At 58.8% G+C, this 17,729-nt stretch carries 12 protein-coding genes; 8 read left to right on the top strand and 4 right to left on the bottom strand.

What is annotated here, in order from left to right:
* Position 1: 1 nt before the first annotated feature.
* Together QA643_RS09025 and QA643_RS09020 are read right to left on the bottom strand one after the other, a co-directional pair.
* Positions 2-1,285, bottom strand: coding sequence for a polysaccharide biosynthesis/export family protein (locus QA643_RS09025; RefSeq protein WP_283032839.1), 1,284 nt, complete (start codon positions 1,283-1,285; stop codon positions 2-4).
* Entirely contained in the window at positions 1,282-2,550 is a 1,269-nt protein-coding gene (locus tag QA643_RS09020) for a hypothetical protein (RefSeq protein WP_283032838.1), read from the bottom strand. The genes QA643_RS09025 and QA643_RS09020 overlap by 4 nt, the downstream gene beginning before the upstream one ends.
* 729 nt (positions 2,551-3,279) lie before the next feature.
* Between QA643_RS09020 and QA643_RS09015 the strand changes: the two genes are divergently transcribed.
* The 6 genes from QA643_RS09015 (at position 3,280) to QA643_RS08990 (ending at position 10,811) form a co-directional block, all read left to right on the top strand.
* Complete coding sequence (locus QA643_RS09015) at positions 3,280-5,313, top strand: Calx-beta domain-containing protein (RefSeq protein ID WP_283032837.1); 2,034 nt, start codon at positions 3,280-3,282, stop codon at positions 5,311-5,313.
* Positions 5,314-5,365: 52 nt separating this feature from the next.
* Complete coding sequence (locus QA643_RS09010) at positions 5,366-6,931, top strand: hypothetical protein (RefSeq protein ID WP_283032836.1); 1,566 nt, start codon at positions 5,366-5,368, stop codon at positions 6,929-6,931.
* A gap of 250 nt (positions 6,932-7,181) precedes the next feature.
* Positions 7,182-7,901, top strand: a complete 720-nt coding sequence (locus tag QA643_RS09005; RefSeq protein WP_283032835.1) for a sugar phosphate nucleotidyltransferase — start codon at positions 7,182-7,184, stop codon at positions 7,899-7,901.
* 62 nt (positions 7,902-7,963) lie between these two features.
* Positions 7,964-9,100 (top strand): DegT/DnrJ/EryC1/StrS aminotransferase family protein, encoded by a 1,137-nt coding sequence (locus QA643_RS09000; RefSeq protein ID WP_283032834.1) that lies wholly within the window; start codon positions 7,964-7,966, stop codon positions 9,098-9,100.
* Between the two features lie 2 nt (positions 9,101-9,102).
* The gene (locus QA643_RS08995) at positions 9,103-9,768 is read left to right on the top strand and encodes a sugar transferase (protein WP_283032833.1); all 666 of its coding nucleotides are present in this window, start codon (positions 9,103-9,105) and stop codon (positions 9,766-9,768) included.
* Positions 9,765-10,811 carry an SDR family NAD(P)-dependent oxidoreductase gene (locus QA643_RS08990; RefSeq protein ID WP_283032832.1) on the top strand — a complete coding sequence of 349 codons (1,047 nt, stop codon included), beginning with the start codon at positions 9,765-9,767 and terminating at the stop codon, positions 10,809-10,811. The genes QA643_RS08995 and QA643_RS08990 overlap by 4 nt, the downstream gene beginning before the upstream one ends.
* A 34-nt stretch (positions 10,812-10,845) precedes the next feature.
* On the opposite strand, the gene QA643_RS08985 is transcribed toward QA643_RS08990, so the two are convergent.
* Both QA643_RS08985 and QA643_RS08980 read right to left on the bottom strand, forming a co-directional pair.
* On the bottom strand, positions 10,846-11,874 hold the full coding sequence (locus QA643_RS08985) for an NAD-dependent epimerase (RefSeq protein ID WP_283032831.1): 1,029 nt from the start codon (positions 11,872-11,874) through the stop codon (positions 10,846-10,848).
* Positions 11,875-12,052: 178 nt separating this feature from the next.
* Positions 12,053-13,420 carry a UDP-glucose/GDP-mannose dehydrogenase family protein gene (locus tag QA643_RS08980; RefSeq protein WP_283032830.1) on the bottom strand — a complete coding sequence of 456 codons (1,368 nt, stop codon included), beginning with the start codon at positions 13,418-13,420 and terminating at the stop codon, positions 12,053-12,055.
* 481 nt (positions 13,421-13,901) lie between these two features.
* Here QA643_RS08980 and QA643_RS08975 point away from each other — a divergent pair, with 481 nt between their 5' ends.
* Positions 13,902-16,178, top strand: coding sequence for a Calx-beta domain-containing protein (locus tag QA643_RS08975; protein WP_283032829.1), 2,277 nt, complete (start codon positions 13,902-13,904; stop codon positions 16,176-16,178).
* Positions 16,179-16,614: 436 nt separating this feature from the next.
* Positions 16,615-17,466, top strand: a complete 852-nt coding sequence (locus tag QA643_RS08970) for a response regulator transcription factor (protein WP_283032828.1) — start codon at positions 16,615-16,617, stop codon at positions 17,464-17,466.
* Positions 17,467-17,729: the final 263 nt, after the last annotated feature.

Below are 17,729 nucleotides of genomic sequence, written 5' to 3'. Positions count from 1 at the left end.
GTTAATTCGACAGCTTGGCAGCGGCCGCGGTCGCGGACGGACGCAATGAGACTTCGATTACGTCACCTGGCTCTACATCGAAATCGACGGACGCTGAAATCCTATCCCATCGCTGGCCAAGCTTTCGTACGACGGTCACCTCCGGATACAGAGTTCCTGTGCCGACAGGCAACGCGCCTGTCCCACCTATCGGTTGTATTTTCTGACTCAGGGCCAGCATTTTGACCCGAAGGTCCGCCAGGCGAACGTTGGAGTCCTTCTGCTCCTTGAGTAGATTGATGCTTCGCTGGCTCGCAACCCGTTCGATCTGCCTCGCCAGATCGTGGCGCTGACGCTGAAGTCTCATCATCTCGACATTGGTCTGCAGACTACGCGTCGACGACATCAGAAGAGCGCGACGATTTTCGGTGACGCGCGGACTCGTCAGGAGGCCCGAACCGAGCAGCTTCTGCACCCGTTGAAGCTCCTCCTCATCGGCTTGTACGCCTTTTTCTTCGCTCTCATACTGCTTCTTTAGGGTTGCTATCTGGGTATCGGTTTGTGTTACTGCATCCTGTAGAAAGCGCTTTTCAGTACGGAAGTCATTTTGCGAGGTCTTCAAGGATTCCGCCTCCGCCCGCACAACAGAGGTAACCACCACCGCGGGCAGAGAAACATCGTTTGGCACGGACTGATCGAAGGTGTCGCGGCCGTCAAGTTCTGCGTTGATGCGGACGATGTGGAAGTACTCTTTGACGTACTCCGTGGCCAACGATTCATAATCGCGAACAAGATCCGCCGGATCGACGGCGCCGAGGTGACCGCGCGAGCGCAACAAGCTGAAGCCTCCCGCGACCGCGACCGCCTGCCGCACCGTCATCGAAGCCCGATATGCCTGCTGACCGGGGGTTAGCACGTCGCCGGAAACGTAGATCGGTCGATATTCCACAACGCTCGCGGTAACGTCGCCCGGCTTGATGACGAACGTCTGATCGCGGCCGTCAGCTGAGCGATGACGCAGTATCTTTGACTGCAGCAGTGTTTCGATGCGGCTCTGCATCTCCGATGGAGTCAACCCTGCAACCTCCACCGTACCTACGCCGGAAAGAGCAATGGTGCCGTCGATCTGTATCTGCCCTCGACTACGCTGATCGGGCAAACCGCCGATCGATACCTCGACCGTGTCACCTGGCGCGAGTTTATATTGAGCTCCGAAGCAGCTGCCGCTGCTGATGGATACAACAGTTCCCGCCAAAAAGACCGCCGAGACAAAGCTGAAGATATTGCCGCGCCTTCTTCTCTTCATGGACGATCTCCCTGTGCCACTCCTTGCCGAACATCGCGGTCCTCCCAGCTGAGGCGGGAGACGAAATCGAAAACCGGCCCCCCTGCCCGGCCCCAATTGCTCGACCAGATGATCTGCGATGCGTCGGGGGATGGAGAACCATGTGTTTCGCTCCGGTAGTCGTACGGCGCGTTCACCGTGTGTGCGATCCGTCGAAACTTTCCGCTCCCGTCAATTTTCAGCGCGATTACTTCCTGAGCAAATGGAGGCTGACGCGGACGTTGAGCTGACGCCGGCGTATTACCGGCATAGCTCACGATAACCCAGCCTGGGCGGCGTATCGCGCGCGTCGAAGCATGCTGAGCCTCGCCATATGGAGCCAGCGCGGTGACCAGTCCATCATTGAGTCTCCGCTTGATCACCTGGTACTTGTCGGGATCTGACTTGCTGATGCCGACATAGACTTCACTACCGTCCTCGTCGACTGTCATATCGCCATGGCCGGGCCGATGATGCTCGGTCCAGCTCTGAACCAAAGTGCCATCGATGTCGAAGACAAATCCCTGATCCGTGGCCCCAACCTGTTGGCAGAATATGTAGCGGCCGAGCGGGGAGATGCCGCAATAGCTGTTTTTCCCGGGAAGCTTTGCCAGATCGATATCTGGAAATTTCTCGCGGGCCGAAAGGTCGACCGCAAACGCGACAAGGGCTCCCTGCCGGGTTGTGGCGCGCACCGCGATACGGTTCCCATCCCATGACGGATTGCCCTTGGAAGGGCCAAACCGGATTCCACGATATCCATCCAAATCAAAGACCACCTTTTCTCTATTGTTCCGCGGAGCCCAATGCGAAATCCGCTGCCCACCGACGCAAATCATGAGTTCAGGATCCTGCGGATGCCACTCGCATTCACCGTCAGAGCGACGTCGCTGAAAAAGCGGAGCGTATGTTTTCCCGTCGAGGAAGCACAAGCCGTTACAACCGTTGACAATAAGGAGCAGGGTCTGGTCGGCATTCCAGGCCTGCGCGCTGGAATAGCGATGCGTACAGTAGGAGCGTCTGCAGGCCAGTCCGTTCCCCAAGGGGCTTTCGGGTGAAGTCACACGGACGAAGGTGGTGCCTATGGACGTATCGACGGTCGGTACGAGATAGCCCGGCAGGTCCATGCGAGGTGCAAGGACGGGTTGCGCCGCCTCGATTGTTTCCGTTGCGACGGTCCTTGAAATGGCGAGTGCCATGAAGACGCTGCACCATAGAACGATTTCGCGACCGAACCGGAGCGTCATGTGATTACCACCCCCTATCGATAATTGAGCCCAGAGCACCCTTCTCGCCTGCTCCGAGTACCGGTTCTGATAGCAACAGCATGTGCACGCATTCCCGTTCGAGCCACGCGAAAGTGGCAACGCATTTCGTCGCGGCATTGCTTCACGCGGCGATGGATACCGCTGATACGGGAGACTGCTCATCCCGCGCGACGCCCATCTCGATCTTGCAGGCTACTGAAACGCAAGAACAATCAACATTTCGGTCATACCAGTTCGGTAAAGGGCGGTGAGTTGAAGAGGCTAGAGAGGAATTTTTCGCGCGTCTTCGTTCATTTGCATGAGACGTCTTCGAGTTGCGGACAGATGATCGAAGTAGGCGATCGAATGAACCATGCGAACAACGCAGTTTCGTACGCGGCCGCCGATTTCACCCCATCGTCTTGTCCATCTGTCCATAGTTGGTCCCTGGCAGGAGTCCGGGGAGTTATCAATGTGGGTTACCCCGCGGTGGTGTCCTTCCGTCTTATGCTGATCGCGGTGCGACGCCCATCGTTCTTCGTTGGTGCTGCGAAACGCGACATAAGTCGGCTCTGCTGCCACAACCCAGCGCTCGCGCTCTTGCCGAGGTCTGAATAGGTAATCCTGAAGGAGATCGTCTAATCCCCGGAATAGCAACTGGCCTCGCGTCGGGCCCGGATGTAAGTCCCTCATCTCGGATGGAGAGTCCGTCATCCAGAAAGGTGTGCCATGAGAGTCCCGGAATTCAGACAAATTCTCGGAACCGATTCGGATGAGGATCTCATCGGCAGCAGCGGGCGTGAACAGCTCTATGGCTTTGGCGGCAAGGACCGGCTTTATGGCAAGGACGGCGACGATCAGCTCTATGGCGGCGCCGGAAACGATCTGTTGGATGGCGGCGCCGGCGCTGATGTCATGTATGGCGGGGCGGGCGACGATCTGTACCGGGTCGATAATCTTGCGGACGTCGTGAGCGAAACGACGAGCCCCGGGATCGATGACGGCGGCGTAGATGCAGTCGAAAGCACGATCACCTACTCGCTCGGTGCATTCATCGAGAAGTTAACGCTGAAAGGGACGGAGGCAATCAACGGGACAGGAAATGGCCTCGCCAACAGGCTGACCGGGAACGATGCGGCCAACGTGATGAGCGGACAGGGTGGTGACGACCTGATCTACGGAAACGGGGGTGACGACATCCTGATCGGCGGCACCGGGAAGGACGAGCTCTGGGGAGGCGCAGGATCGGACACGTTCGTCTTCCGCTTTCCCGACGCAACGAGTACTGACAAGGTCAGAGACTATTCGACTGGTGTTGATCAGATCGGGATTTATGCAGCGGATTATGGCCTGAGCCTAGGTCACGGCCTAGTTGCCGACGGAACCGGCAAGCTGGTCCTCGATCCCGCGTACTTCGCTGCTGTTGCAGGTTCGGCAAGCACAATACAGGGCACGGCCTCTGGTCACGGGCAGTTCGTATTCTCATCCACCGCCTCGACCTGGACACTCATGTGGGACGCCGATGGCGCCGGCCTCTCGCACGGCGTTGCGCTCGCTACCTTCAACTCGGGCGTCACGTTGAGCGCCGCCGATTTCGCGGTGACGACTTCTCCCCCGTCTGTCACCATAAGCACTTCGTCGGACCCGGCGCCCGAACGCGACGACGCCCACGCGGCCTTCAGGATTGATCTGTCCGCTCCGTGGAACGAAGATGTCGTTCTGACTTACTCCACGATGAACGGCACCGCCGTCGCCGGCAGCGACTTCGTCGGGGTCTCCCACAGCCAGGTCGTGATACCTGCCGGCAGCACAAGCGCCACGGTCTTGATCGATGTGCTCGGCGACAATGTTGCGGAGGCCGTCGAGTCCTTCACGCTCCAGCTTGAGTCCGCCACAGGCGTGGCGAGTGGCACGGCACTTTCCATTATAGGCGCCACGGCCAATGGCTCCATCGAGCCGCTAGGCCCCCAAGTTGTCGGGAGCACCGACATGGCGGCGCTCGGCAGCACCGATCCAGCCGGAATAGCCTATGTGCCCGGAATGGGACTCTTCGTCACCGATTCGGAAGTTGAGGAGAGCCCGTTCTTCCGTTCCACCAATATGTGGAAGCTGCAACCGGACGGAACCCTCGTCCAATCGTTCAGCCTCTTGGATTTCACGCGTGAGCCCACAGGCCTGGCCTACGATTCCGGAACGAACCGCCTGTACATCTCGGATGACGATAAATTCAAGATCTACTGGGTTGATCCAGCCAATCCCACCGTCAAGCTTGGGGAATTTGATATCAAGCAGCTGGGCTGCAATGATCCCGAGGACGTGGCGGTCAATCCGCAAAACGGCCACCTGTTCATCGTCAATGGTGATCAGGTCCCGGGTCCGACAGCGAATACAATCGTAGAGATCGATAACACCGGCACGCAAGTCTTTTCGGTCATCCATCTGCCGGCAGAGATCATGGACTCCGAGGCTTTGACGTACGACGCAACTCACGACGTCTTCTATGTAGGCGGCGGCTTCAGCCCTGATATTTGGGCCGTCGACCACAGTGGCAACATCCTCCAGAAAATAGACGTTCTGGAGGGATACCGTCATGAGACGAACAATACGGCGGCGGGCGTCAAGGACCTGGTGCTCGCGCCCAGCAGTGACCCCAACGATGATCCCGGCATATTAAACCTCTATGTCGCCGATTACGGAGCATCTCATGTCAGCGACGGCCGCATGCTCGAGATCGACCTCCATGGCGGGTTGCTCATGGCCTAACCTTCCATCGGTTGCAGCGTGACGAGGATTCTGAATTTACGAGGATCGTGCGATGCGTCAGGAGACGGTATCTGCAAAGGTCGAAAGTTTGGACGCCTCGCACTGGGGAAGAGAAGCCGTATCGGTAAAATCGGACGAAGCTGGATCAGAAATATCGAGCAAAGCGGCCGTCCGGAGGCTCTTCAACTCGCTTGAACAGAAGGGAATCCGCCACTGCCACTGGAAAAGCAATATCCGCCTAGAAGAGACCCTTGCGGCTGCGGAAGACATTGATCTCCTCATCGACCAACGTGATGCCCGGCTATTCCACGCCGTCTTGCTCGAACATGGCTTCAAGCTGACGCAATCGCGATCCGGCATCGGGCACCCAGGCGTCTTCCACGCGTTGGGACTCGACCAGGCAAGCGCCGACGTTGTGCACGTGCACGCTTATTTCCAGATCGTGAGCGGAGATAGCCTGGTCAAGAATTACCGGCTGCCAATCGAAAGGCTTCTCCTGGAGCAAACCCGTTACCTGCATGGCGTGAGGGTCCCAACACCCGAAGCGGAGCTGGTGCTTTTCGTGCTTCGCGTCGCACTCAAGCACACAAGCCCAATCGAGATCTTGATGGCAAATCGCCACTACCGAACTGTTTCGAAGGAGTTGGACTGGCTGCGCGAGGCAGCGAATACAGAGCGCGCTGAGGCGCTTTGCGCGGCTTGGTTCCCGAGCATCGATCCGCCTTTGTTTCGACAGCTGTTGGACGCCATCGAGGCCGAGCACGCTTTGTTTCGACGCGTCGTCCTTGGCTGGCGCGTCGCCCGGCGGCTGCGGGAATTGCGCAGGCTGAGCATGATGCGCGGAGCTATTTCCCGGCTCTGGCGAGTGCTCTCGTTGCTTGTTAAACGATTAAGGCGGCGTGGCGACCTTGTGCCGCAGACGGGCGGAATGATCATTGCACTCGTCGGACCGAAAGCAACCGGCAAGTCCACTATCGCGCACGCGCTGTCTACTCGCCTAGGCGAGCATCTCAACGTACTGCCGATTCACGCCGGCAAGCCGCCCGCGACGGTGCTTACGCTGTTACCTCGCCTTCTCGTTCCGGCGGCGCGCCATCTGTTCTCAAAGGAACGCGCTGGAGAATACCAGAAACCTGAACGTCGCCGCGAGAAGCAGTATTCGCTGCTATACGTTCTGCGAATGACCCTCCTTGCCTACGATCGCCGCAAGCTACTTAGCCGCGCTCTGCGGGCTGCGAGCAGCGGCTCCGTCGTCATCGCAGACCGGTATCCCTCGGAAAGCGTGGGAGCCATCGATAGCTGCTGCTTTGATGAAGTTGCGTTGGCAAACTGCAACTCTGCGCTGAAGCGTTGGTTGATGAATCGGGAAGGCGCTCTCTACAAGGGCTTGCCGAAGCCGGACCTCCTGCTTTGCCTGGAGGCTCCGATCGAGACGACAATCGAAAGGGACGCCCGCCGCGTGAAGCAGGGTGGCCCCGATGCCGCGGCTGTACGGCGACGTTGGGAACTAGAAAGCCGGACCGAGGCTTCCCAAACTACCGCGATCAAGATCGATACGAGCCGGCCGTTGGATGAAACCCTGCGGACCACAATGCGAGCCGTCTGGTCTGTTTTGTGAGGGGCGGTTCGCGGAGCATTGCGAAGCATGACGGATAGCCTGCGTTGCCGGGCGTTCGTCAAATGTGATCTCGTCGCGCTTAGCATCCATTGGTGAGCAACTGTGCGCTTCGAAGCAGTAACACTTGCTGGTTATAACTCGGGGTAGTCATGCGTAAAGGACGCGGGTGAGAGTATCCTCGCGTGACTTCGCATCGAAGCGATGAACCTCACGCGTGATCATTTCGCGCTCAGCAACCCGGAGGACCAAGATGAAGGCAGTGGTTCAGTGCGGTGGAAAAGGCACTCGATTGCGTCCGCACACATCGATCTTGCCAAAACCTCTGATGCCGATTGGTGCGCGGCCTGTTCTCGAACTCGTGCTCAAATGGTTGAGGCGGAACGGGATCAGGGACGTTTTCATTACGACTGGATATTTGGGGCATCTGATCCGCAGCGTCGTTGGCGACGGCAATCAGTGGAATATGCGGATCTCCTACACCCAGGAAGTTGAACCGCTTGGAACGATAGGTCCGCTATCGCTGCTGCGCGAAGAGCTTGACGAACCGTTCCTGGTCCTTAACGGCGATGTGTTGACGGACCTCAATCTCAACCAGTTCATCCACAGCCATCGGCAGCACAATGCCGGCGTCACGATCGCCACCGCAACTCGTATCACCAAGATGGACTTTGGCGTGATCGACGAGACAGATGGAAGTGTCACCGGATTCCGCGAAAAGCCGGAGTTGGCGCATCTCGTTAGCATGGGCATCTATTGCATGGATCCCATCATACTTGAACGCATCCCGTCGGGCGTCCCGTTTGGCTTCGATGATTTGATGTTCCAGATGCTCGAGGACGAAGCGCCTGTGAACGTTTTCAAGCACAACGGCCTATGGCTCGATATTGGCCGTGTCGACGACTTCCTCAAAGCCCAGGATGTCGCGTGGGATGAGCAGTCTCCCGCGTCCGCGGTCTCCATTGCCGCGTGAGGTAGTGCCGCGCGGCAAAATGTTTTGCCACTTTCACCTGGCTCGAACGGGAAGGCGTGCATATGCTGTTGGTATCAGAACCGGTACTCGGAGCAGACGAGAGGGCTGCCCTCGCCGCTGTCATCGATAGCGGCTGGGTGACCATGGGAGATCGCGTGCACGAATTCGAGCAGGTGTTCGCCCGCATGCATGGCGCCGACGAATCAATCGCCGTCGGCTCCTGCACGGCGGCGCTGCATCTGATCCTGCACGCGCTCGGTATTGGGCCGGGCGACGAAGTTCTCGTTCCGTCTCTGACATTCGTCGCAACGGCAAACGCCGTTCTCTACGTAGGCGCGCGACCTGTGTTCGTTGATGTGGATTCAACCGCCGTCCCGTTGATGTCGCTGGATGACGCCAAGGCCAAGTGCACTTCGCGAACGAAAGCCGTCATCCTGGTGCATTTTGCCGGCTACCTGGCGGACCGTGAAGACTGGCAAGCTTTCGCTCGCAGCAAAGACTTGCACCTGGTCGAAGACGCCGCTCATGCGCCAGGCTTGCCAGCGGTCGGAACGTTCGGTGAAGCGGCCGCATTCAGTTTCTACGGCAACAAGAACATGACTACGGCTGAAGGCGGAGCGATCATTACGCGAAGCCGAGCCTTGAGCGATATGATCAGGCGGGCCAGATCGCATGGAATGACGAGCAACACTCGGCAGCGTCTGGCTTCTCGCAGTCCGGATTATGACGTGACAATGCTCGGTTTTAACTACCGCATGGACGAGCTGCGCGCCGCAGTTGGTCTCGTACAGCTGAGAAAATTGCCGGGGTGGAATGATACAAGACGACATCTGTCGCACTACTATCGTCGGCTGATTCTCGAATTTTGTCCGTCCGTGATGGTGCCCTTCGACGCCTCGTGGCTGTCCGCGCACCATATTTTTCCAATCGTTGTGCCGAAAGCAGCCGACCGGCAATCACTCATCGACCAACTCCGTGAAGCTGGTGTTCAGACCACTGTGCATTATCCGCCGGTGCATCGCCTCACGTTTTATAGCGATCTTTATCCAAGTACGCCGCTGCCGAACACCGAAGATTTCGCTCAACGGGAGCTTACATTGCCGCTTCATCCTGGGATGACCCCAGCCGACGTCGAGCATGTGGTTCACTCCCTGGCGGTCGCGCTTGGTGCGCCGCTTCTCACTAGCGCGGTGGCATAGGCATGAGCACCACAATTGACCAGCTTAGCCCGCGATCTTCAGCCGGAGACATGAGTTTGCGGCGCTCGATTGATATCCTAAGTGCCGGTGTCGCCGGAATCGTTTTAGCGCCCGTATTCCTTATTCTCGCGGCAGCAATCTGGCTCGAAAGCGGCCGCCCCATTCTGTATTCGCAGCTTCGCCTCGGACAGAATGGAACGGTATTTCGCATCTATAAGTTCCGAAAGTTCAGAGCCGACTGTGACGACCGCGGCAGTCCACTCACGATGGAACATGACGATCGATTAACAAGGATTGGCCGCGTCCTCGCTGCTTTCAAGTTGGACGAGTTGCCGCAATTCTGGAACGTCCTGCGCGGGGACATGTCCATTGTTGGACCGCGGCCGGAGTCGCTTGCATTTGCCGATTGTTTCGCCAACGGCTTCGAAAAGATACTCGAACACAAGCCCGGCCTGTTTGGACCCTGTCAAGTCATCTTCCGACACGAAAGCAAGCTTTTTCCAGCGGGCAGCAGCGTGCAGGACTTCTATCGAGAAGTCGTCTTTCCAGCCAAAGCGAAAATTGACCTGGCCTACTATCCTCGGCGAACCGCGGCTTCCGATATCGGTTGGGTTGTTCGTGCCGGTTGCGCAATCGTTGCGCAGTCCATGGCTCGAAAGGATCGATGAAGCGAGTCGGCAACATGACATGGACACCTGCTACAAAGAAGTATCTTGGTGCAAAGGTTCTTGTGACCGGAGCCGATGGATTCATCGGCTCTCATCTGGCTGAAGCGCTGGTTTCGGAGGGAGCCGAAGTTACCGCTCTTGCGCAATATAATTCATTCGATAGCCATGGTTGGCTCGACGATCTGCCGGAGGCGGTGCGGTGGCAAATCCGTGTCGTGCGCGGGGATGTTCGCGATGCTGCTTTTGTTGACCGCCTGGTACGCGGCCACGAGATCGTCTTCCATCTGGCAGCGCTGATCGCTATTCCTCATTCCTATGCCGCGCCGCAGTCCTACGTTGAGACGAATGTGCTAGGTACTTTGCATATGCTTGAGGCGGCGCGCGAACACGGAATTGAGCGCATTGTTCACACTTCGACCAGCGAAGTCTACGGCACTGCGCTGAAGATGCCGATCGATGAATCCCATCCGCTACAGGGACAGTCGCCCTACTCTGCCTCCAAAATAGGCGCGGACATGATGGCAGAGGCCTATGCGAGGTCCTTCGGAGTCCCGGTCGTGATCCTCCGGCCATTTAACACCTTTGGACCGAGACAAAGCGAAAGAGCGATCATCGCCAGTATTATACGTCAGGCGCTTGATCCCTCCTGTCCTGCTATAATGGTTGGAGATGCGACAACGGTGCGCGATCTCACATTTGTTACAGACACCGCTGCTGCATTCATGGCCGCCGGCTTGGCCGATGGCATCGAATTTGGTCAGGCATACAACGCCGGCAGCGGGCGGGCGATCGTGATCGCCGATCTGATCGATCTCATTGTCGATCTTTCGTCGAGCGGAAAGCCGGTGCTGCAGGATGAGAAACGTCTACGGCCGGCAAATTCGGAAGTGCGGGCGCTACTTGCAGATTGTAGCAGCTTCACAAAGATAACAGGGTGGTCACCGCAGGTGCCCATGCGGCGTGGACTGGAACGAACCGTTGACTGGTGGCGGGGCCGCCTCTCGGCTAGCAAGGTCAGGCGACAGCGGGACTTCATCACGTGACCATACCGGCCTGATTGCGTTCAGGTTAGTTCTTTCATCCTTCAACTATGCTGACCTGTGAAGGGATGGATCCTGAAATCCGGTGGTAGTCGCGATACCAGGCGACAAACTCGCGCAGCCCGTCCTCGATCGAGGTCTGCGGCCTAAAGCCGGTGTCGCGCATCAGTTCGGTTACATCGGCGAAGGTCTCAGTCACGTCTCCGGGCTGCATCGGCAACATTTCCGTGACCGCCGTGCGGCCGAGCTCCCGCTCCAGAACCGCTACCACATGGATCAGCTCTTCCGGATGATTATTGCCGATATTGTAAACTTTCGCTGGCGGTCCGGCGCGCTCGCCGCCGTCGCGTGGGGGCAGGTCAACCAGTTGCACGACCGCCTGGGCCGCATCTCCGATATAGGTAAAATCGCGCCGCATCCGGCCATGGTTAAACAGCCTGATCGGCGTGCCCTCCACGATCGCCTTGGTAAAGATGAAATACGCCATATCGGGCCGGCCCCAGGGGCCGTAGATGGTAAAGAACCGCAGGCCCGTCAGCGGCAGCCGGTAGAGGTGGCTGTAGGAATGCGCGATTAGCTCATTGGCCTTCTTGGTCGCGGCATAGAGGCTGATCGGATGATCGGTCCTATCGTCCACCGAGAATGGCTGCTTGGTATTGGCGCCATAGACCGACGAGGACGAGGCATAGACCAGATGGCCGCATCCATGGTGCCGGCATCCCTCCAGCAGGTTGACGAAGCCGGCGAGATTGGCGTCGACATAGGCATGCGGATGATCGATCGAGTAGCGCACGCCGGCCTGCGCCGCCAGATGCACCACCCGCGCAAAACGGTGCTGGGCGAACAGGCGCTCCACGGACGGGCGATCGGCGAGATCGATCTGCTCAAACGCGAAACCCTGCTTCCCGCACAAAATATCCAGCCGCGCGCGTTTCAGCGCCGGATCGTAATAGGAGTTGAGACTGTCGAGCCCGATAACGGCGCGGCCTTCGGCCAACAGCCGGCGAGCGACATGAAAGCCGATGAAACCCGCCGCTCCCGTGACCAATATTGCCTGATCCGACATGGCGTCCTTGGAAGGCACTTCGACCCCGCTTCGTCGACCGCCCTTTCTACTTGCCGTATTGAGGTGCCCCATTACTCAGCGCGGCGTTGTCAGGGGGATTCCACTAAAGAAAAAGCTATTTTGGCTTGCTTCAACGCCGTAAGCACATCCGAGAGCAATCGTAGCATCCTGACCAAGGCTAGCGTCGCCTGGATGATGCTACCCTGGCTCGGCCACCCTCCACAACATCGAACCGAATCCTTCGTTGCCGCCCAATGCCCTCGTAAATGAAGCCGAGGGCTGCCATGTCTTCAGCGCGATAGATGTTGCGCAGATCGACCATGACGGGCTTCGCCATTTCACGCTTGAGCCGTTCCAGATCGAGCGCGCGAAACTGCGCCCATTCCGTCACAATCACGAGCGCGTCGGCGCCGCGAACGCAGACGTAGGGATCGTCGCAATAGTCGATGTCGGGCAACTCCCTCTTCGCCTGCTCCATACCGGCCGGATCATGCGCGCGCACCTTGGCGCCCATGTCGAGTAGGCCCGTCACCAGTGGAATCGACGGCGCCTCGCGCATGTCGTCGGTATCCGGCTTGAAGGTGAGGCCGAGCACGGCGACGGTCTTGCCACGCAGCGAGCCGCCGGCAAGGTTGACGACCTTGCGCGCCATCGCGCGTTTGCGGTTGTCGTTGACGCCGAGCACGGCTTCGACGATGCGCAGTTGCACGTCGTGATCCTGCGCGATCTGAATCAAGGCGCGGGTGTCCTTGGGAAAGCAGGAGCCGCCAAAGCCCGGGCCAGCGTGAAGGAACTTGGTACCAATGCGATTGTCGAGCCCGATGCCGCGAGCTACTTCCTGCACGTCTGCGCCGACCTTTTCCGAGAGATCGGCGATCTCATTTATGAAGGTGATCTTGGTAGCGAGGAAGGCGTTCGCTGCGTATTTGATCAGTTCGGCCGTGCGGCGCCCGGTGTACATCAGCGGCGCCTGGTTGAGCGACAGCGGCCGGTAGACGTCCTCCAGCACCCTGCGCCCACGCTCATCATCAGTGCCGACCACGATACGGTCGGGGAATTTGAAATCGCGGATCGCGGCGCCCTCGCGCAAAAATTCGGGATTGGAGGCCACCACCACCTCGGCTGATGGATTGGCTTCACGAATCAGCCGCTCGACCTCGTCGCCGGTGCCGACCGGCACGGTCGATTTCGTCACCACAACGGTGAAGCCGGACAGCGCGGCCGCGATCTCGCGCGCCGCGCTATAGACGTAAGTGAGGTCGGCGTGGCCGTCGCCTCGCCGCGACGGCGTTCCGACGGCGATGAACACGGCATCCGCTTCCGCGACCGGCTTGTTAAGGTCGGCGGTGAAATCCAGGCGCCTGGCCTTGACGTTGGAGGCCACGAGCTCGTCTAAGCCGGGTTCGAAAATTGGAATCTTGCCTCGGCGCAGAGCTTCGATCTTGTCGGCATCCCTGTCCACGCAGGTGACGTGGTGACCGAAATCGGCGAAACAGGCGCCGGACACCAGTCCCACATAGCCCGTGCCAATCATGGCGATCCGCATGCGACTACCCCATTCATGAGGTTCATTTTGATCGGTTGGCCATTCAGTCGTGCTGCTCAGTGGCGGGGGCAATGTCTGGGGAAATGCCGCCCGATTGACGATCCTTCAGGCCCGCGTTGCGCGAGAAGAATAAAGCGATTTTCGGCTAAGACACTACGCCACACCGAGTTAATCCGTCGGTACGCGTGAATGCAGTCGGTTCCTTCAAATGCTCGCCGCCACCGCGCACCGTCAGACACTGCTCTCAGCGAGCAGGAATGACTCGATGGCGCGTTACGCCACGTCAGAGAGCATCCAACAAGGGCGCCGATTTCAATATCAAACGGAAAATATGAGGTAGCCCAACAGCGGCGTTACCCGCAGCGGCGTCAATCGTATAGGTTGAATCAGCAGCGACCCCTGTCATTCCTCCTGATAGTTCGTCTGCGGGTGTCGCAGCAAAATCCAAGCAAAACCCCAATTGCGCCCCGGAGCCAGTACCATGGCAAACATTATCGGCACTGAACTCGACGACCCCGATCTCACTGGCACAGCCGAATCCGATACCATCTCGGGTCTGGGCGGGCGTGATCACCTTAACGGGGGTGCCGGCGACGATACGCTATTTGGCGGGGCCGGTAACGACGCCATGCACGGCGATGCCGGCGCGGACACCATGTTCGGCGGGACCGGCAGCGACGACTACTACGTCGACGATGTGAACGACATCGTCAGCGAAACGACTAGTTCCGGCGTGGACGACGGCGGCACTGATAGGGTCTACAGCACCGTGAGCTACACCCTAAGTCCATTCCTCGAGAGGTTGGTGCTACTGGAGTCCGCCGTCGCCATCAGCGCCACTGGCAACGCCCAAGTCAACACGATCGTCGGCAACTCGAACGCCAACATCATCAGCGGGGGTGGCGGCAAGGATACACTCACCGGCGGCTTGGGAGGTGATACGTTCAAGTTCGGCCCGGCCGATGCAGCCAACACCGTCACCATCACGGATTTCGCGGCCGAGGACAAGTTCGGCATCACTGCCAGCGACTACGGACTGAGCGGGGGCAGCGGCCTCATCGACAATGGCTCCGGTGACTTGGTCCTCGATCCAGCTTGGTTTGCCACTGTGACCGGGAACCAAGGCACGGCCGCTGGCCATGGCCAATTCCTCTACAATGGCACTACCCGCTCAGTGATGTGGGATCCCGACGGATCCGGTGCCAGCGCCGGCATAGCGCTGGCGACATTGCAGACGGGCGCTGCCGTTAGCGCCAGTAGTTTCGCGATCTCCGGAGCTACCGCCACCCCCGACGTTGGCGATATCTCGATCAGCGATGTCATGATTGCAGAAGGCAACAGCGGGACCAGGACGGCAACCTTCACGGTAAGCCGCACCGGGACCGCGGCCTTTGCCGTCGACTTCGCCACTGCCGACGGCTCGGCGACGGCTGGTTCCGACTACCTGGCAGCCGGGGGCACGTTGAACTTCGCGGCGGGACAGGCCAGTCGGACGGTCTCGGTGACAATCAATGGCGACACCGTCATCGAACCCAACGAAACGTTCTTGCTCAATCTGGCCAACGCCACCAACGGCGGCACCATCGTCGATGGCCAGGGCCTCGGCACCATCACCAATGATGACGTCCCGGCTGTCGTCGGCAATATCTCGATCAGCGACGCAACGATCACCGAGGGCAACAGCGGGACTAAGACGGCGACTTTCACTGTGAGCCACACCGGCAGCGCAGCATTCGCCGTTGACTTCGCCACCGCCAACGGCACGGCGACCGCTGGCTCTGATTACTTGGCTGCGGGAGGGACCTTGAACTTCGCTGCCGGACAGGCGACGGGGACCGTCTCGGTGACGGTCAACGGCGACACCGCGGTCGAACCTAACGAGACGTTCTTCCTCAACCTCACCCACCCCACCAACGGGGGCACCATCACCGACGGCCAGGGCCTCGGCACCATCACCAATGACGACAGTAGCGGAACACCGACAGTCGTCGCGAGCACCAACATGGCGGCGCTCGGTAGCACCGACCCGTCTGGGATCGCCTACGTGCCCGGAATGGGACTGTTCGTCTGCGATTCCGAAGTTGAAGAATCCCCATTCTCCCGCGCGACAAATCTGTGGAAGCTGCAAACCGACGGCACTCTCGTCAAGTCGTTTAGCCTGTTGAATTTCACGGATGAGCCGACCGGCCTGGCCTTCGACTCCAGCACGCAGCGCCTGTACATCTCCGATGACGACGCATTCAAACTATACTGGGTTGATCCGGCCAATCCCACCGTCAGGCAGGGACAATTCGATCTGAAGCCCCTTGGCTGCAATGATCCGGAGGACGTGGCTGTCAATCCGAGCAACGGCCACCTGTTCATCGCGAACGGGAGTGTTGGAGGCCGCTCGATCGTCGAGATCAACAACACCGGTACTCAGGTCTTCTCGACCATCACGCTGCCCGCAGAAATCAAGGATCCCGAGGCGCTGGCATACGACGCCGCTCACAACGTCTTCTTTGTCGGCGGCGGCTTCAGCCCGGACATCTGGGTCGTCGACCGCAGCGGCAACATCCTACAAAAGCTTGACGTGCTCGAGGGGTTCCGAAACACCGACACGTCAGCCAAGGTCAAGGACCTCGAACTGGCGCCAAGCAGCGACCCGAACGACGATCCCGGCAAGCTCAATCTCTATGTCGCCGACTACGGAAATTCCCACGTCAGCGATGGTCGCATGATCGAGATCGACCTTCAGAGCGCGTTGCTGTTCGTATAGCGGCCGAGAGGCCGACACGCGATGAGGAGCCATGCGCATCGCCAGCCGCAATAATGGGCGCCTCCTCCGAACGGTGCCCGCGCAACGAGACGGCCAATTGAATGGCCGTTTCCCATTGCTGCGATGGTAAAAAATTGCGCGGGAACTACCCGATTGGCGCGTCGATATCGCGCCAATCATTGAATAGTCCGCTAGGCGTAGCGACGACACGGCTCCCCTGCATAAAGGGGTAATCACTTTGATTGTTTGATTGTGCTAAATTTTCATTTAACCTTCTTCGATGGCGCATGGCGGCGCCTGACAGGCCACCATCACCAACTTGACATGGGGCGGCACGGTTAAATCGAAACGCGGGTGGCGTTTCGCTGATTGAAATCAAGGGGGCGCAACAGCCACGGGGTTGGCCAATAGGCCGCCCCAGATCAGCGAGGCCACCATGACCCGTGCAACTACGGATACCCTTCTTGTCGGCCAAAATGCGCTGCTAAGGGAAGGCCTCGCTCGGATTTTGAGTTCGGCTGGCTTTCGTATTTTCGCATCGGGATGCAGCGTTGACGAGCTGATCCCGAACTCGTTCCCTCAACAGCCGCCGATCCTGCTCGTCATCGATGTCGGCGATGACGTCGATGTGGCATTCGCACAACTGAAGTCGTTTAAGCAGCGATGTCCGGCAGGACGCGTTGCATTGCTGGCTCATCAGCGCCAGCTAAGTACAATGATCTCGGCATTTCGGCTGGGCGCCAACGCTTATTTGGCCAAGTCCGTAGCGAGCGATACGTTTATCAAGACCCTAGAGTTGGTCATGCTCGGCGTGACGTTTTTGCCTCCTGAAATACTGAGTTTCATCTGTTACCAGCAAGAGCAAAACCGCGGCCAAGCGGCCAGCCATTGCGGCGACGCAGCTCACCCCATGACTGCTTCTGAAGATAAGCATGGAGATGCTGCCGAGATGGTCGGGATCAAGGAGGGAACGAATGAACTTGTGCCGCACGACATGGCCAGCCTAACGCCACTGTCAACGCGGCAACAATCGATCCTGCGTTGCCTTATCCAGGGTGATTCCAACAAAAGTATCGCGCGTAAGCTGGCCATTTCCGAGGCGACTGCGAAGGTCCATGTCAAATCGATCCTTCGAAAGATCCGGGTCCACAATCGCACGCAGGCCGCTATTTGGGCGATAAGTTCAGCTCCGCTTATTTCGGCAAAGAACGGTATATCACACGATCAAGTTGCGGAAGCCGCCGCACCCGCTGAAAAACACACCTCGCTTGGCCGGCTGGCGAACTAAGAGCGCGGGAATCCTGCGCGTCACTTCATTCTCGCATGGTGCGAACAAGCATCCCTCCAGCTGAGGGCCGGCAGGCCGTAACAGAGCAGCCAAGAAGCAGCGGCGCGAGAAGCGAGCAATCGCGGCTACCACGTCGGTTTTCAACCCTGTTCACGAATCGGAGCTTGTGCTGAAGCTGTGCCACCTCGCTCCGCGGCAAGCGGCTCTGGAGACCGCTCCATGCAGTGCAGTGCGGCTGTTGTCGCACCTATTCGTGAGAAGCC

It is taken from the genome of Bradyrhizobium sp. CB3481, assembly GCF_029714305.1.
Classification (GTDB): Bacteria; Pseudomonadota; Alphaproteobacteria; order Rhizobiales; family Xanthobacteraceae; genus Bradyrhizobium.
Note: the sequence above shows the minus strand (reverse complement) of the source record. Positions and strands in the feature narration are given on the sequence as shown.

What these genes read in the sequence shown, in the direction of transcription:
- QA643_RS08995 (WP_283032833.1), top strand. Translation starts at nt 9,103, where the DNA reads ATGAGCACCACAATTGACCAGCTTAGCCCGCGATCTTCAGCCGGAGAC.
- QA643_RS09010 (WP_283032836.1), top strand. Translation starts at nt 5,366, where the DNA reads ATGCGTCAGGAGACGGTATCTGCAAAGGTCGAAAGTTTGGACGCCTCG.
- QA643_RS08975 (WP_283032829.1), top strand. Translation starts at nt 13,902, where the DNA reads ATGGCAAACATTATCGGCACTGAACTCGACGACCCCGATCTCACTGGC.
- QA643_RS08980 (WP_283032830.1), bottom strand. Translation starts at nt 13,420, where the DNA reads ATGCGGATCGCCATGATTGGCACGGGCTATGTGGGACTGGTGTCCGGC.
- QA643_RS09000 (WP_283032834.1), top strand. Translation starts at nt 7,964, where the DNA reads ATGCTGTTGGTATCAGAACCGGTACTCGGAGCAGACGAGAGGGCTGCC.
- QA643_RS09005 (WP_283032835.1), top strand. Translation starts at nt 7,182, where the DNA reads ATGAAGGCAGTGGTTCAGTGCGGTGGAAAAGGCACTCGATTGCGTCCG.
- QA643_RS08990 (WP_283032832.1), top strand. Translation starts at nt 9,765, where the DNA reads ATGAAGCGAGTCGGCAACATGACATGGACACCTGCTACAAAGAAGTAT.
- QA643_RS08970 (WP_283032828.1), top strand. Translation starts at nt 16,615, where the DNA reads ATGACCCGTGCAACTACGGATACCCTTCTTGTCGGCCAAAATGCGCTG.
- QA643_RS08985 (WP_283032831.1), bottom strand. Translation starts at nt 11,874, where the DNA reads ATGTCGGATCAGGCAATATTGGTCACGGGAGCGGCGGGTTTCATCGGC.
- QA643_RS09020 (WP_283032838.1), bottom strand. Translation starts at nt 2,550, where the DNA reads ATGACGCTCCGGTTCGGTCGCGAAATCGTTCTATGGTGCAGCGTCTTC.
- QA643_RS09025 (WP_283032839.1), bottom strand. Translation starts at nt 1,285, where the DNA reads ATGAAGAGAAGAAGGCGCGGCAATATCTTCAGCTTTGTCTCGGCGGTC.
- QA643_RS09015 (WP_283032837.1), top strand. Translation starts at nt 3,280, where the DNA reads ATGAGAGTCCCGGAATTCAGACAAATTCTCGGAACCGATTCGGATGAG.